General features: G+C 64.8%; 18 protein-coding genes and 1 riboswitch. Of the genes, 4 read left to right on the top strand and 14 right to left on the bottom strand.

The genetic code is table 11. The features are described from left to right. Positions 1–42: 42 nt before the first annotated feature. Positions 43–417: a PE family protein gene (locus F6B93_RS19325; RefSeq protein WP_211696525.1), complete on the bottom strand. Its 375-nt coding sequence runs from the start codon at positions 415–417 to the stop codon at positions 43–45. A 395-nt stretch (positions 418–812) separates the two neighbouring features. Here F6B93_RS19325 and F6B93_RS19320 point away from each other — a divergent pair, with 395 nt between their 5' ends. The 3 genes from F6B93_RS19320 to F6B93_RS19310 all read left to right on the top strand — a co-directional run bounded on the left by F6B93_RS19320 (position 813) and on the right by F6B93_RS19310 (position 2,711). Then, complete coding sequence (locus tag F6B93_RS19320) at positions 813–1,091, top strand: hypothetical protein (protein WP_425518471.1); 279 nt, start codon at positions 813–815, stop codon at positions 1,089–1,091. Positions 1,092–1,253: 162 nt separating this feature from the next. Continuing rightward, positions 1,254–1,676 carry a nuclear transport factor 2 family protein gene (locus tag F6B93_RS19315; RefSeq protein ID WP_211696524.1) on the top strand — a complete coding sequence of 141 codons (423 nt, stop codon included), beginning with the start codon at positions 1,254–1,256 and terminating at the stop codon, positions 1,674–1,676. 150 nt (positions 1,677–1,826) lie between these two features. Continuing rightward, positions 1,827–2,711, top strand: a complete 885-nt coding sequence (locus tag F6B93_RS19310; protein ID WP_211696523.1) for an alpha/beta fold hydrolase — start codon at positions 1,827–1,829, stop codon at positions 2,709–2,711. 45 nt (positions 2,712–2,756) lie between these two features. Here the strand turns inward: F6B93_RS19310 and F6B93_RS19305 are convergent, their stop codons facing one another. The 10 genes from F6B93_RS19305 to F6B93_RS19260 form a co-directional block, all read right to left on the bottom strand. Beyond that, positions 2,757–3,020, bottom strand: coding sequence for a hypothetical protein (locus F6B93_RS19305; protein WP_211696522.1), 264 nt, complete (start codon positions 3,018–3,020; stop codon positions 2,757–2,759). After that, entirely contained in the window at positions 3,017–4,045 is a 1,029-nt protein-coding gene (locus F6B93_RS19300) for a hypothetical protein (protein ID WP_211696521.1), read from the bottom strand. The genes F6B93_RS19305 and F6B93_RS19300 overlap by 4 nt, the downstream gene beginning before the upstream one ends. Beyond that, positions 4,046–4,339: a hypothetical protein gene (locus tag F6B93_RS19295; RefSeq protein WP_211696520.1), complete on the bottom strand. Its 294-nt coding sequence runs from the start codon at positions 4,337–4,339 to the stop codon at positions 4,046–4,048. 82 nt (positions 4,340–4,421) lie between these two features. Next, positions 4,422–4,919 carry a pyridoxamine 5'-phosphate oxidase family protein gene (locus F6B93_RS19290; protein ID WP_211699613.1) on the bottom strand — a complete coding sequence of 166 codons (498 nt, stop codon included), beginning with the start codon at positions 4,917–4,919 and terminating at the stop codon, positions 4,422–4,424. Positions 4,920–4,970: 51 nt separating this feature from the next. Continuing rightward, positions 4,971–6,230 carry an RNA polymerase sigma factor gene (locus tag F6B93_RS19285; RefSeq protein ID WP_211696519.1) on the bottom strand — a complete coding sequence of 420 codons (1,260 nt, stop codon included), beginning with the start codon at positions 6,228–6,230 and terminating at the stop codon, positions 4,971–4,973. Further along, complete coding sequence (locus F6B93_RS19280; RefSeq protein ID WP_246540864.1) at positions 6,214–6,603, bottom strand: YciI family protein; 390 nt, start codon at positions 6,601–6,603, stop codon at positions 6,214–6,216. The genes F6B93_RS19285 and F6B93_RS19280 overlap by 17 nt, the downstream gene beginning before the upstream one ends. Beyond that, the gene (locus F6B93_RS19275; protein ID WP_211696518.1) at positions 6,600–7,034 is read right to left on the bottom strand and encodes a DNA-3-methyladenine glycosylase I; all 435 of its coding nucleotides are present in this window, start codon (positions 7,032–7,034) and stop codon (positions 6,600–6,602) included. Before F6B93_RS19275 ends, F6B93_RS19280 begins: the two co-directional genes overlap by 4 nt. An 84-nt stretch (positions 7,035–7,118) precedes the next feature. Beyond that, the gene (locus tag F6B93_RS19270) at positions 7,119–7,427 is read right to left on the bottom strand and encodes a YciI family protein (RefSeq protein ID WP_211696517.1); all 309 of its coding nucleotides are present in this window, start codon (positions 7,425–7,427) and stop codon (positions 7,119–7,121) included. Between the two features lie 221 nt (positions 7,428–7,648). Beyond that, a complete protein-coding gene (locus F6B93_RS19265) occupies positions 7,649–7,903 on the bottom strand; it encodes a CBU_0592 family membrane protein (protein ID WP_211696516.1) in 255 nt (84 codons plus the stop codon). A gap of 18 nt (positions 7,904–7,921) precedes the next feature. Next, positions 7,922–7,993, bottom strand: a riboswitch (guanidine-III (ykkC-III) riboswitch). Between the two features lie 40 nt (positions 7,994–8,033). Further along, positions 8,034–8,312, bottom strand: a complete 279-nt coding sequence (locus tag F6B93_RS19260) for a S24/S26 family peptidase (protein WP_246541165.1) — start codon at positions 8,310–8,312, stop codon at positions 8,034–8,036. A gap of 85 nt (positions 8,313–8,397) precedes the next feature. On the opposite strand from F6B93_RS19260, the gene sodN reads away from it, so the two are divergent. Continuing rightward, positions 8,398–8,823 carry a superoxide dismutase, Ni gene (sodN, locus tag F6B93_RS19255; protein ID WP_211696514.1) on the top strand — a complete coding sequence of 142 codons (426 nt, stop codon included), beginning with the start codon at positions 8,398–8,400 and terminating at the stop codon, positions 8,821–8,823. Positions 8,824–8,956: 133 nt separating this feature from the next. Here the strand turns inward: sodN and F6B93_RS19250 are convergent, their stop codons facing one another. The 3 genes from F6B93_RS19250 to efeU form a co-directional block, all read right to left on the bottom strand. Then, the gene (locus F6B93_RS19250) at positions 8,957–9,925 is read right to left on the bottom strand and encodes a YHYH protein (protein WP_211696513.1); all 969 of its coding nucleotides are present in this window, start codon (positions 9,923–9,925) and stop codon (positions 8,957–8,959) included. A 290-nt stretch (positions 9,926–10,215) separates the two neighbouring features. Then, a complete protein-coding gene (efeB, locus tag F6B93_RS19245; RefSeq protein ID WP_211696512.1) occupies positions 10,216–11,445 on the bottom strand; it encodes an iron uptake transporter deferrochelatase/peroxidase subunit in 1,230 nt (409 codons plus the stop codon). A 27-nt stretch (positions 11,446–11,472) separates the two neighbouring features. Then, the gene (efeU, locus tag F6B93_RS19240; protein ID WP_211699611.1) at positions 11,473–13,542 is read right to left on the bottom strand and encodes an iron uptake transporter permease EfeU; all 2,070 of its coding nucleotides are present in this window, start codon (positions 13,540–13,542) and stop codon (positions 11,473–11,475) included. Between the last annotated feature and the right edge of the window lie 79 nt (positions 13,543–13,621).

Below are 13,621 nucleotides of genomic sequence, written 5' to 3'. Positions count from 1 at the left end.
CCTAGCCGGTGGGGCGAACCGGCGAACTAGGTGTCTTGGTGCCTAGCCTCCGCCGCCGGCCGGGTTGGTGTGCCGGTCGGGATCCACGCCTTCGAAGCCAACGCGCCCGGCTTGCCTCGCTGCCAGCAGGGCAAAGAGGTCGGCCTCCATGGCCTGATACTGTTCGGCCGCGAGCCTTGTCGCCTGCACGAACTGGGAATGAAATTGCGCCACCTGGGCGCTGAGGCCCTGGTAGGACTGGCCGTACTGGTTGAACGCGGCTGTGATGGCCGCCGACACCTCATCCTGACCGGCGGCGAACACGCGGGTGATCGCGGCCGACGCCGAGGCATTGGCCTCGTTGAGTGCCGAGCCGACGCCGTTCAACTGCGCCGCTGCAGCCGTCAAGGACTCCGGCGTGACGAACATAAACGACATGCGATCTACCACCAATCACCCCGAGGGCGGCTATCGCGTCCACGATCGGCCCAGGGGAGCTACGTATCTGCCCACCATTGTGTACGAAATCTCAGGATACCTTCCGGACTTTGTCAACAGATTCAATTTTCGTTGGTAGCCACGAAAGATTCACCCGGCGCGTGTGCGGGCACCGATGCCCGACGCGTTGCCTCGGCCCACGGCCCAGCAACTCCATTCAGGGACGCCGGGGTGAACCGCGATCAGGTCGTTCTATCGGTCGCCCCCATGGCAGCGAAGCGAATACCATGAACGAGCTGGTCAGTGGGTCTGACCTGGTAACCTGGCGCGGCAGATCAGGCAATTTCCACGATGACTTAGCCGCCCCGAAGACAGCCTGGTCCGCATGGGCGCCGGTGAACACAATGTGGCTGACATTCCTCAAGGCGCTGCTGATCGCCTGGCTGGTAATTGCCCTAGCGGCTATCTTGGTGGGCGCCATCCGGCGGTCACGACGGTTCCGCAGCTACCCGAATTGGTCAGAACGAGGCCGCGAGCAGCCCGGATTCGAGGCATCAATTCGCGGCGCCATGCCCGTGACCCCACTTCCTGAATGGGTCGATTGGGACGATGACGACACCGCCCTCGACGACAAGGAGCGCGAACAGCAGGTACCACCTACCGCCGATGAATGATCCTGGCCACTGGCAGCATCTGTCGAGCTCGTCGCCGCGTGTCCGGTCCCCAATGATCCGGGACCGGCTCGCCAGGCGCTGTACTCGCGGTCGTCTCGAGCAGCTAGCGACCGCTAGCGACGTCACGGCGACTCGCCAGATCTCTAGCTAGGGTGAGGTGCGATGGACGACTACGCACAGATCATGAATCTGGTCCCTCGGTTCTTGATGGGGGTCGACCATGGCAACTGGGACGCCGTTCGCACCTTGATGACGGATCCGTTTCGTGCCGACTTCTCGGCGCTTACCGGAGAACCCGCAACCAGTGCGACGCCCGGCGAATTCACGCGGCAGTGGCGCAAAATATTGTCCTCTTACGATGCATCGCAGCATCAAATCGGGAATCAGATCGTCGACATCGACGGCGAGAATGCGGAATTCAACTGCTACGTCACGACCAGCCATTTCCGGGTTAATGGGACCGAAGGCGGCACGCTGGAGTCTATCGTGGGTTCTTATCGATTTTCGCTTGTTCGCACCGGCGACGGCTGGAAGCTATCCGGCGTGGTCTTTTCGATTTCGTTCCAGACCAGTGGCTCTGCGTAATTGATGTCCGCTCTGGAGGGTTTCGGCGGCCATCCATACAACGGAAGCTCGGCACCGACGCACCGACCGAGAGAGTGAAGAACATTGCGACTCTTTTTCTGGATCATACTGTCTGCGTTCGGTTTATCGGCCACCCTCGCCAAGAAAAATTTGTTCAGAGCCAGCCTGTCACGCGCGGACGTCGCGGACTTCGCGTTCGAAACCTTGCGACTGCCCGACGGCATGGAGGTGAACTACAAGGTTCGCGGAGATCGATCACACCGAACAATTCTGCTGATCCACGGCGGCGGTGATTCGCTGTCGGTGTGGGAGTCCTGGGTCGACCATTTCGGCGGTCAATTCTGTTTCATTTCCGTGGACCTACCCGGCCACGGGCTCACGGCCCCCTTCCCGGACGGCATATACTCGACCAAACGATTTGCGCGGTTCGTTTCGGCCTTTGTCGCGGCGATGGAACTCAAGGACTTTGTCATCGTCGGGCACTCGTTCGGCGGGGAGACGGTCCTGCGGTACGTACTGGCCAACCCGGAAGCTCCCGCCGCTATGATCCTGACGTCCCCGGGCGGCTACACCGACGAGGACTCCCTGGAGATGCCCCGCGCCGTGGCGACTGCGGCCCAATCAGCGGTCGGTCGATCCCTACTGCGAGACTTCGGCTCCTATGCTCTTTTCTCGAGTTTTCAGTACGCAAAGTTCTTTCACGACAGGTCCGCAGTCTCCCAAGCCGCCATCGATCGCCAATTCAGACTGTTCCGCTACGAACAGAACCGTGGCGTCCTACTGTCGCTGGTGTCTTACGAGGCCCTGCACCACGAGGACGTGACCGGCCTTTCGCGTATCACCTGTCCCACGTTTTTCCTGCTGGGCCGCGACGACAATATCGTCTCGCTGGGCGCGGGCTTGCGGCTCTCCGGTGACACCCCACACGCCGAGCACGTGATCTACGACCACATGGGCCACATGTCGCACATCGAGATGCCCGAGCAAAATGCCAGCGACGCGCGCGCCTTCCTGGCTAAGCACGGAATCGACTAGGTCACCGGCGTAGCGGAGCGCACTGGCGAGCCGCGAGCGCGGAGCCTACTGCCCTTCTTCGGTCGTCTGAGCCCGCTTGCGTTTCTCTCTGCGGTGGTTGACCACCACCATCGGACCGCCCATCGCTAGCAGAAATGTCACGGATATGGCCATCAATGTTTGTCCAGTCACCACCAGCACCACGATCAGGGCCAGCCCCACAACACCGGCCACCCAGTAGGACGCCGCGCGGTACTGCGGGCGCCACGCGCCCCACAACGCCAGCCCAAGCGCTCCAGCCGCGATCCCGGCAGCCAATACGTCCATCATTTGCTCCCTACCAGGCACTGCAGAAGACCCGCGCCCGCTACCGCCGTGCCGAGACCGGCTGCCACCGCGACGCCGACACCCGCCCCGGTCTCTGCGGTCAGCCCGCCGATACCAGTCACTATCACACCGCCGGCAAACTGGGTGGTCCGCTCGAGCCAGTCGCTGGTGCTGCAATGGGCGCGGGCGTACTCGATGTCCTCGACATGCGCCTGCAGATCTGCAACCTGATCGCGCAACCACGAGGTTGCGGGATCGTTCTCGGGCAGCGACTGCACGAACTGTTGCACCTTGTCCACAAGCCCCTGACCAGTCAGGCTCGCGGGATCACCGCCGAGGAGCATCTGCTGTAGCTGGGGGCTCAGGCCAGTACCCGGCGGCAGTGTTCCATCAGGGGTGTCCCATGGTGCAAACGGGGGCGGGGGGCTGGCATGGTCATCTTGGGTGAAGTCGACCAGCTGGACCCCACCGTCGCGCTTGTCGTCGCTGATGATGGTGTCATCGATGCCGGGTGTTTCCGGGAACGTGGTGGCTGCGATCCCGGCTGTCGCGGTGGTGATGTTGGCGGCTACGTCGTGTTCGCTTCCGATGAGTTGTGCCGCGCGTTGACGGATGTCAGCGGCGAGTGTTTGGGCTTGGGCGTGCCGAGCCGCCTGTTGCGCTGCGCTGCGGCTGGTTCGGGTATCGGTGACCGAGAAGTCTTCTCCGACAGCGAAACCGGCGTTGTGGGCGTCCTCGACCGCATAGATGACCCGGCGCTGGGCGGCACCAATCATTCCGGCGCCGTCGCGGGCGATCGTGCTCGCTTGGCGTAGCTGATCGGCTTTGGCGCTGACGACCGCGAGGTCAGCACCGGTTCGGGAGCGCAGCGCATCACCCCCGGCGCCCTGCCAGGTGACGGTGTGCGATTGGTTGCGCATCTGCAGGAACACGTCTTCCCACTGATCGGCGGTCGTGGTCCAGTAGGTGGCCGCGTCGACGAGGTGCTCAGTGCTCCAGGCCCGGACCTGAGAAAGGGTCGCCACCATCTAGACCAACCGGGGTACCACGTCGGCCATCTCGGTCGCTGCGGTTGCTTCATTGGCGACATACCCGGCGGCACCCGCCGCTACCACCGCCGTTGTCGCTTGGACGCGAGCGATCAACGCCACCGCGGCAAGGCTGACCCCCGCGTGCGCACTACCCACGGCAGCCGTCGTCGGTTGAAACGGCAGGCCTGGCGAGGGTGGTTGCAGGCCCGCGAGCTCAGCGCTTCCCGCACTCCATTGGCTGGCCATGGCCTCGAGCTGGCCGACATCGATCTGGAGCTGACCGGGTTGCATCCTCCGGAGTCTAGGTGGTGGGCCAAGGGAAGCAATTCACCGCGAGCGGGGTTCCATAGCGCCACGGCCTCGCGAACGGGCCTCAGAAGACGAAGCGGGTGCAGTCCTTCGGAAACTGGAACCAAGCCAGCGCCCGCTTGGGAGTGATCAGCCGCAGTCCACCCCCCTCGGCATCGGCCCACGAATCTGGCCCTGGCGCGTAGTCGGGGTGGTACTTGCTAAAAGCAGTCGCCAGCCGAGCGCCGAGATCGGCGGGATCCGCGCGTGTCGCCGCGGAGACTCCCTCGACAATCACTACCTCGGTGGCACTCTCGAGAGTCAGCGTGCAGGCGGGGTTGTGGTGCAGATTGCGCACGTGGCGCGTCGTCGGCGCTCCGTCGTAGTAGAACCGCCCGTCGAGCCACACACCCCAACGCGGCACACAGTGTGGGGTTCCGTCCGGGCGGACGGTCGCCAGCCAGTAATGCAGCGACGCACGCAGCCGCTGTTCGACTTCGTCCCAGCGCAGCAGCCCCTCTTCCGTTCGAGGCAGCCCGTACCCGTCAGGCATGGTGGGACGTGCACGGTGGTGCGGTTCCATCGCCACGCGGGCAGCCTAGCGCCAGCGTCCGACGTGCCCTCAGTGGCTGTGTCAGCTCTTGAGGGACTGTCGTTGTTGGGCGCGAAGCCAGCGCTGTTCGGCTTGGTTGGTGGCCAGGGCGGCGGCTCGGTCGAAGGCTTTCGCTGCGAGTTCGGGTTGGTGGTTGCGTCGCAGGAGATCGGCGTGGGCCGCGTGCCAGCGATGGAAGGTGTCCAGTGGCGGGTCAGGGGGAGGCAGCGCGGCGAGTCCCTGGGCCGGTCCATAGGCCATGCCGATCGCGATCGCACGTCCGATCGCGTTGGTGGGTGTGTTGGCGATGGCGAGAAGCTGGTCGTAGAGGACCACAATCTGGTCCCAGTCGGTGTCGGCGGGCGTGGGGCTGATGCTGTGGAGAGCGCTGATGGCGGCCTGAATTTGGAAGGGTCCGGGTCGATGTTGGCGCAGAGCCCGGTGGAGGAGCTGGTCGCCGCGATCGGTCAGGGCGCGGCTCCACAGGGTGCGGTCTTGCTGTTCGAGGGTCACGAGGTCGCCTTGGGCGTCGACGCGGGCGGGAGCGCGCGTTTCGTGAAACAGCAGCAGCGCGTGGCAACCCAGCGCTTCGGGTTCGTCGGGTAGATGGTCGCTGACGACGGCGGCGAGTCCGATGGCTTGGTGGCGCAGGCTGTCGCGGACCGGGTCCTGGGTGTGAGGTGTGTAGCCCTCGTTGTAGACGAGGGTGATGACGTCGAGCACGGCGGCAAGCCGGTCCGGGAGTTCGTGGTGGTCGGGCACTCGATAGCTGATGGCAGCGTCACGAATCTTGGCCTTCGCCCGGGTGATTCGGGCCTGCATGGCGGTCTCCCTGACGAGGAACGCGGCGGCGATCTCGCGGCTCGTCAGCCCCGCCACGGTACGCAGCGTGAGGGCGACGGCATCCTTGCGGTCCAGCGCGGGGTGACAGCAGGTGAAGATCAACCGAAGTCGTTCGTCGGGAATTTCTTCGTCGGCGAGGACCTCGTCGAGGACAACGTCGCCCAGTGCGTCCGGTCGCCAGTGCTGCGCCACGATGTGGTCGTGCCGCGCATGGCGGCGGAGTCGGTCGATGGCGCGATTGCGAGCCGTGGTGATGATCCAGGCGGTCGGGTTGGTGGGTGCTCCGCGGGTGGGCCAGGTGCGTAGCGCCTCGGCGAATGCGTCCTGGACGCAGTCTTCGGCCAGGTCGAGGTCACGAAGGTCGCCTGTCAAGATCGCGAGGATCTTTCCGCGATCGGCCGCGAACGCGGCTTCGACCAAAGCTCGGGTTCCCTGTTCGGGTTCAGCGTCTCGATTCATGGTCGGTCAGTACTTGTTCGTAGTCGAACACGGGGCGAATCTCGACGGTACCGGTTCGGGCACCGGGGATGCGGGCCGCGACTGCGATGGCTTCGTCGAGGTCGCGACAGTCCACCAGGTAGTAGCCGGCGACCTGCTCGGCTGTCTCTGCGAGCGGTCCGTCGACAACGAGCGCGTCGTCGTCGCGGACTCTGACTTGGGTCGTCATCGTCCCGGGATGTAGCGCTTGTCCGCCCAGCCAGATCCCTTCGGCTTGCAGTTCGTCCTTCACCCGCTTGTAGGCCGCGAACTCCGCGAGCATGTCGCTCTCGGCGGGAGGTGGTGGTGGGTCGCCGGTCGCGGCGGGGAGGTGCAGTAGCAGAACGTATTTCATGAGCCACATCCTGGATCGCTGGTTTCGCCGACGATCCACAGGAATTCATGAATCCCGGTCGGGCCGAGGAACTTGAACTGCTTACGCAACGCCGTGACGCGATCGGCGTCGCTGGGATGCGACTTGAGCCAGACGCCGAACCCGGGATCGGCGTCAAGGTCCAGCAGCGTGTTGGCGTTGGCGATGATCGCTTCGATCTTGCGTCGGTTGCGGATCACTCGCGCGTCGTTGCAGAGCCGGTCGACGTCCGTGGGGTTATAGGCGGCCACGGACGCGCAGTCGAAGTGGTCGAAGGCGTCGCTGATGTCAGCCCACTTTGCGTCGACCACGCTGCGCCCCATACCCGATTGGAACACCATCCGGGACATCGCCGCCAGGTAGTCATCGACCCCGCCGACGGAGATCTGTTCGGGTGCCTCGTGTAACGCCATGGGGTTCTCCTTCCGAGTTCGGTGGGTAGTGATTGGCGACGGCGACACGACCCCGGACGGGCAGGCCGCCGGTCACGCCACGCTCTACATGTCGAGGCAGGCGGATATTTCAACCGCGCCACCAGCGGCCAGGACGGGATTGGTCCCGGCCAAGGCCACGGCCGCGTCGAGATCATCCGCGGTGAGAATCGAATACCCGGTAGCGCCCGTGGCGGGCAGGCCCGCGCCGGCGCTGTCGATTCGGCGTCGGTCTCCGAACGCGTTGCCAGGGTCGACGAGCGCGTCGCCGAGATCGCGGAACCAGGAGTTCCATGCCTGCATCATCGCCTCCATCTCCCGCGTCGTCTCGGGCATCTGGGCGCCGCCGCCGTAGGTCAGGTGGTATTTGGGCATTGCGGAACTCCTTCGTTCGAATGTCGGGGTATCGGCGTGGCACCGACCTCACATGACGAATGAACAGAGCTCAGATCGACACCACCGACGGTAGAATCCGATTCCGCGGCTACTCCAGCGCCGTCGCCGACGGCGAACAACCGGTTAAGACGTTGCCGTGCCTTGTGTTCCGGCCAGCGTCGCAAACACCGGCAATTCTGATCCATGCGTGAACACGAAAGTTAATGCGCCACCGATCGCAGCGTCCTGCCGCGAAGCACCGCGATCATGCCCGCCGCCGATACCAGCGCCCACACACCCTCCAGCAAGAGGAATCCCCATTGGGCCTCCAGCACCGCCTCCACTGACAGCACCGAGGACCCGATGAGGTTCAATGCCAGATAGATCTTCGACCGCGGGTCCCACCAGCCGCGCTGCGCGGCCGCGAAAGCGATGAGAACCAGCAGCGAACCGATGACTTGCACCACCTGCCCCATGACGACTCTCCTCCTTCAGGAGCGTCGTCTTAGCAGTCCGGGTACGGCGCACATCTCGTCCGGAGCCGCGTCACAGTCATCGCGGCTGCCATCCATGATCGCACATCCGGCGGCGGGCAGATTCCCACAGTCAGCCGCGGTTGGGTCCCCGAACGATCCACACCACCCGATAGGAGCCGGCGGCGGTCACCCAACCGAACTGCCGCGAATCGACAACACCGGGGGCATCGGGGTTGTCCGAGCAGGCCTCGAACGCTGCATGCCGACCGGCGCCGCGCACGTTGCCAACCCGCTTGACCAGCCATCGGGACGGCAACCGCGGGTCGCGAAACAGCCGAATCTGGCCGGGCCGCGGAGTGCTGCTGCGCAGCACCAGCAACCCGTCGCCCGGGACCAGCGTCGGCCGCATTGAGTCCTCGGCTACTCTGAACCGGCGCAGCGGCCAACCTGGGGGTGAATAACCGCGACCCATCCAGGAAGTATAGATTCGCCGTATGCTGCACCGATTTTTCTCCCACGCTCCTATTGCCCACGCTCACTGCGACTTGTACTGCGGCGTCTACGATCCCGCGCAAGCCAAGATCGAGGCGCTCTCGTGCCTCAAGACCGTCCAGAAGTACCACGATTCCAGCGATGACCACTTCCGCACCCGCTGCGTCAATGTCAAGGAGCAGCGCGCCGAGGAGGTCAAGCAACATCTCATGGTGTTGTGGGCGGATTTCTTCACCAAGGCGCACTTCGAACAATTCCCGAATCTGCACCAGTTGTTCTGGGAGGCCATCCACCAGGCCGGTGACGTCAAGAAGTCCACTGAGGTCGCCGATTGCGAGAAGCTGCTGGAGCTCATCGACGAGATCGCCGGCGTGTTCTGGCAGACCGAGAAAGCCAAGGGCATGGGCGTCTACCCGCCCGCGGCCTGACGCCCACTGGTCGGTTTGGTCTCCGGCCGCGAGGTAGTCGCGGTCGAGTAGTTGGCAGCCAGCACGAAAGTTGTTGTGCTGCAGGTCTGCTGTATACGCGGCGCCGCACCGTGAGTGGTGGTTGCCGGGCCGGCTAGCGACTCGGCGGGTTCTTGCGGAACGAGTCGTCCGGAGTGCCGGTGAAGCAACCCAGCACATAGGGATAGCTGTCGGTCACGACGTAACCGTAGACCCCCTCCTGCGTCATCCCGTTGCACGCGTCCAGGTCCCCTGAGCCGGCAACATAGTCAAAATCGTCGATGAACGTACCGTCGAAAGTGCCGCCCGGGCCACCGGGCCGCGTGCCAGTCTTGAGCTGGTAGCTGGAGGTCGCTTGGCGGACCCCGTCGCCATCGGCGATATAGCTGCCGAAGATCGGGAACCCGTCGGCGGCGAACCCGATGACCGGCGAAGGTTGGGCGGGGTTGTCCTCGTCGAACAGCGCCATCGGGTTGCCGTGGTAGTGGTAGCTTCCGTTGGGCTGGGTGTGGGCATGGTGCTCGTCAAGGCCAAAAGTGTTCGGCGCCATGGGATTATAGCGATAGGGCGTGTTGAGGTTGAAGCATCCGATGTTGCCGTCACCGACACCGAAACAGCCCGCCGCGAGTAGGTCCACTTTGACGCCGTTGAGAAGCACGGCGTTGTCGTACTGCAGACTGAGCGCCGTCGTGGTGGCGGCAGCTGTCGGGGTCGCGGTGATCGTGTAGCTCTGCTCCTGTTCGCTAAACGGTGTCGCGAAGTGGCCGGTGGCATTGAAGTCGTGGTTGGGCACCGCGTTGGAGGCGATGGTGCACCGCGAGCCGTTGGCGCTCACTTCGACGGCGGCGTTGTATGTCTCGCGGCGTTGCACGTCGGTCGCCGTGGCCGAATATGCCGCCGCGTAATCGGCGCAGTTGGCTGCGCGGCTGGTCAGGATCGCATCGGTGATGTCAATGTTCTCATCCTCCTCCTGTGTGCACCCGGCGGTGAGCACGAGAGTTGCCAGCGCGCACCCGATGGCTCCGAGCGATAGCGTCGAGCGTCGCAACCGCGACGGGCGTGGGTTTTTTCCATCCTGTGGCACGGAGATCTCCTGAAACGATGTGTCGTTAGGTAGTCAACACCCTAGCGAGAGTCCTCGTCGGCGATGCAGATGCGGCATGAATAGCCCGTGCCCGGCCCTGGCGCGCGCGTTCGCTGACCCATCAAGGATCCTGCTCTTGACCATTTCGCACTATCAACTCCTGTGGGCAAAAGGTTGTTGCCTGGTCCACTGATCGTGCTTCGAACGCTCGGATTGACGCGTGGACGGCGCCCTTTATTTCACTCGGACTCGTGATTCTTGGTGGCGCCGCCCGGCGGCTGGGACAGGGGCTAGGACAGCAGTTGGCGTGCGTACCAGTCGGTGGAGTCGGTGACGCCGGGCAGGGCGAGAAAATATCCACCCCCGAACGGTTGGACGTAGTCGACGAGGGGTTCGTCGATCAGCCGCGTTTGGATTGCCTCGAACTGGCGACGGATGTCTTGTTGGAACGCGACGAAGATGTGCCCGGCCGCAATGTTGCCGTTGGGGTCGACGCCCAGGTCGTAGTTATAGGAGCGCCGCACGATGCGCTGATTGGCGGTGTCGGGTGTGCGGGGGTTGGCCAGGCGAATGTGCGCGTCCAACGGGATGATCCGGCCGTCGGGATCTGCTCCGTAGTCGGGGGTGTCGTTCTCGACGTTGCCGTCCAGCGGTGCGCCCGAGTCGCGGCGGCGACCGAATATGCCTTCTTGTTCGTTGATCGATATTCGATCCCAGAATTCGACCAGCATTCGGATCAGCCGAACCACCTGGTAGCTGCCGCCGTGGGTCCACGCCGGCTCGGCGGGATCGTCGACCCAGATCAGCTGCTGCGATTCGGCATTGGTGGGATTGGCGGTGCCGTCCTTGAATCCCAACAGATTTCGGGGCGTGCCCGTCGGCCTGGGCGGTGAGTTGTACCCCTGAATCTTCCAGCGGACTTGCATTCCCGCTCGGGTGTGCCGGGTGATGTCACGAATGGCATGGTGGATGGTGTCGGGGTTGTTGGCGCATAGCTGGACGAGGAGGTCGCCGCCGGTCCATGCCGGGTCCGGAAAGTCGTTGGGGAACACTGTCATCGGGGTAAGCCGCAGCGGAGCAAGTTTCTTCAGGCCAAAACGGTCATCGAACAGGCTCGATCCCACCGCGACCGTGACCGTGAGACCATCGGAAGGTATGGCGCCACCGAGCACCGCGCTGTCCAACGGTGGCCCGCCGACCCCGGTGTCGGTGACGGGTCCACCGCGGGTCAGCATCCGCGCACGGTCGGTCAGGGTCTTCAGCAACGCAATCAACTCGCCGCGGGTCTTGGCAGTGACATCGAAAGCCGTGAACGAAGCGCTCGGTTGCTTGGTGGCGGGTCGTAGGATCCCCGCTTGGTGTTGGCCGTCGAACGGATACGACGACTCCTCCGTCGGCTCGGAGCGCTGGGCGGCGCGGGCGTCGACGCGAGCCCCGCCGATGAGCACGCCGCCGGTGAGGGCGGTACCGGCTGCGCCCACGGCGGCACCCCGAAAGAAGTTACGACGGTCCACATCCATCAAACGGCCCTCTGTTGATCTGATCCACTAGTGATTTGGGGGGACTTCCAGGAGATCGGGCACCACGGCCAGGGTTTCCAGCACCGCACCCAACGCGGCGTTGACATCCTGGCGCTGGGCGGGCGGTACCTGCGCGGGGGCCAGCCACCGTCCGTCCGGTCCTTGGGTGGCGATGAGCGTGGCCGACAGAGTATCCAGCTGGGTGTTGATGGTGGCCACGAGCTTCGGCGACCGCGCGTCGAGCAGCGGGGTCAGCTCGCCGATCAGCGAACGGGTGATATCGATGTCGGCCATAGTTGCCGGGTAGGCAAACCCGCCGCCGAGATCGTCGATACCTGAGAGGTGATCGCGCTGCGCGTCTTCGAGGATCTCGTGGGCCCGGATCGGGAGGTTGGTGGGATCGCCCGCGAGGTCCTCGCGGCGAAGGTTCTTTCGGACTACGGCGATATCGGCGAGGAGCCGATCGGCGATCGGTACCAGGCCAGCCGGGTCTTGGTCGTGATAGATGCCGTACTCCAGGCGGTGCAGGCCGGTGAAGTCGTCGTCGTCGACCCCGCCCGGCAGACCCCAGGGAAGCCCGGAGACGGCCTTTCCGAGATCGCCGAAGCTGTTGTACGAGGCGCCGACGCGTTCCCAATTCATCTGCGCAGCAAGCAGATTTACCTTGGCTCCGGCAAGGTCGTCGGCGGCAAGGTCGTTGCGAAGCGCAATAGCGTTGTCAGCCAACGCATCCAGTGCCGCGGCGGCGATATTCTGATACTGCGCGTTGGGGCCGGCCAAGTCGTCGAGCGAGACGGGCAGGATCGCCTGCGCAGCGGTTATCGAGGTCGCCGCGGTGACGCGGACCGCGGCCGACGACATCACCGGCCGACCGGACAGGCGGCACGTGAACGCGTACTCGCCGGCACCGAGCGTCACGGTCATCGACGCGGTCGTCGCCGGCGCGAGCGTCTCGATCTCGGCTACGACCCCGCCAGTGCTGTCCACCAGGTTGATCTCCCCGGCTCGGCCCGACTTGTTGTGCACCTGAAAGGTGCGGGTGCCGCCGCTGGTCGCAGCCCACTCCTTGGCGCAATCGTGATCGGTGACCGATACCCGGATATCGCCGGTGGAGTGCGACCTGGGCACCAGGGTGATGATCAGGGCTGCCACCGCCACCGGGGTCAGGACCAGCGCTGCCGCCGTCGGCCACATGTACCCGGCAAGTAGGCGCTCCCATCGGCTGGGTCCCGCTTCGTTGGCGGGGGTGTCTGCCGGAACGGGTGTGGTTCGGGCCGAGGAGACGAACGCGGCAACCGTGACCGCCGTGTAGGCCACCCACGCGGTGACCTGCAGCACGGTCATCCTGACCGACAAATTGGTGATGCCCGATACCAACGACAGCCACCAGACGTTCGGGTCGACGCGCCCAGTCAAGTCGAAAGCCAGCCAGCTGTTGCCCGGCAGCCACCCGGCTTCCTGCAAGTCGCCCAGACTGTAGGACAGGATGCCCGCGGCGATGATGATCAACGCCACCCCGGTGATCGTGAAGAACTTGGCGAGATTCAGCCTGATCGCCCGGTTGTAGAGCAGCCAGCACAGCGCCACCGCCAGCGCTATGCCTACCGCCGCGCCGATCAGCGGGCTCACCGTCGACCCGGACGCTTTGACCGCCGTCCAGATGAACAGCGTCGTCTCGAGGCCTTCGCGGCCCACGGCCAGAAACGCGATCAACGTCAGCGCACCCGCACCGATCGTCGCGGCTCTGGCGACGTCGGCTCGCAGTTGACGCGACAGCCCGGGCGCGGCCCGGCGCATCCAGAACACCATCCAGGTGACCAGCCCGACCGCGAGGACCCCCAAGGCCCCGCCAACGCCCTCTTGAACGGCCGTCGACAATTCGGCGGTAGTGAACGTCAGCACCGCGGCGAAGCTGGCCGCCAGGGATACGGCCGCGGCCACCCCGAGCCACACCGGTGCCGCCGAGATGCGCCGATCGGTGGGATTGTGGGTGCGGTACTGGGCGACCGCCGCGAGCAGGATGCTGACCACCAAGCCCGCCTCCAGGCCCTCCCGCACCCCGATCAGCAAGTTGGGAATCGCCTCGGCCCACACCATGGCGACCAAGGTAGGCCGAACCGTGTCGCTCATCAAAGGTGCTGGGCAAGCGACCCCCCGTCGGCGCAGGCGGATGAGT

Origin of the sequence: Mycobacterium spongiae (assembly GCF_018278905.1) — a bacterium.
Taxonomy (GTDB): domain Bacteria; phylum Actinomycetota; class Actinomycetes; order Mycobacteriales; family Mycobacteriaceae; genus Mycobacterium; species Mycobacterium spongiae.
This window is presented reverse-complemented; position numbering and strand designations above follow the sequence as displayed.

Coding starts and splice junctions, on each gene's coding strand:
- F6B93_RS19275 (WP_211696518.1), bottom strand. CDS start 7,034: ATGGCGTTACACGAGGCACCCGAACAGATCTCCGTCGGCGGGGTCGAT.
- F6B93_RS19280 (WP_246540864.1), bottom strand. CDS start 6,603: ATGAAATACGTTCTGCTACTGCACCTCCCCGCCGCGACCGGCGACCCA.
- efeU (WP_211699611.1), bottom strand. CDS start 13,542: ATGGTGTGGGCCGAGGCGATTCCCAACTTGCTGATCGGGGTGCGGGAG.
- F6B93_RS19315 (WP_211696524.1), top strand. CDS start 1,254: ATGGACGACTACGCACAGATCATGAATCTGGTCCCTCGGTTCTTGATG.
- efeB (WP_211696512.1), bottom strand. CDS start 11,445: ATGGATGTGGACCGTCGTAACTTCTTTCGGGGTGCCGCCGTGGGCGCA.
- F6B93_RS19265 (WP_211696516.1), bottom strand. CDS start 7,903: ATGGGGCAGGTGGTGCAAGTCATCGGTTCGCTGCTGGTTCTCATCGCT.
- sodN (WP_211696514.1), top strand. CDS start 8,398: ATGCTGCACCGATTTTTCTCCCACGCTCCTATTGCCCACGCTCACTGC.
- F6B93_RS19295 (WP_211696520.1), bottom strand. CDS start 4,339: ATGCAACCCGGTCAGCTCCAGATCGATGTCGGCCAGCTCGAGGCCATG.
- F6B93_RS19270 (WP_211696517.1), bottom strand. CDS start 7,427: ATGCCCAAATACCACCTGACCTACGGCGGCGGCGCCCAGATGCCCGAG.
- F6B93_RS19290 (WP_211699613.1), bottom strand. CDS start 4,919: ATGGAACCGCACCACCGTGCACGTCCCACCATGCCTGACGGGTACGGG.
- F6B93_RS19325 (WP_211696525.1), bottom strand. CDS start 417: ATGTCGTTTATGTTCGTCACGCCGGAGTCCTTGACGGCTGCAGCGGCG.
- F6B93_RS19285 (WP_211696519.1), bottom strand. CDS start 6,230: ATGAATCGAGACGCTGAACCCGAACAGGGAACCCGAGCTTTGGTCGAA.
- F6B93_RS19300 (WP_211696521.1), bottom strand. CDS start 4,045: ATGGTGGCGACCCTTTCTCAGGTCCGGGCCTGGAGCACTGAGCACCTC.
- F6B93_RS19260 (WP_246541165.1), bottom strand. CDS start 8,312: ATGCGGCCGACGCTGGTCCCGGGCGACGGGTTGCTGGTGCTGCGCAGC.
- F6B93_RS19305 (WP_211696522.1), bottom strand. CDS start 3,020: ATGATGGACGTATTGGCTGCCGGGATCGCGGCTGGAGCGCTTGGGCTG.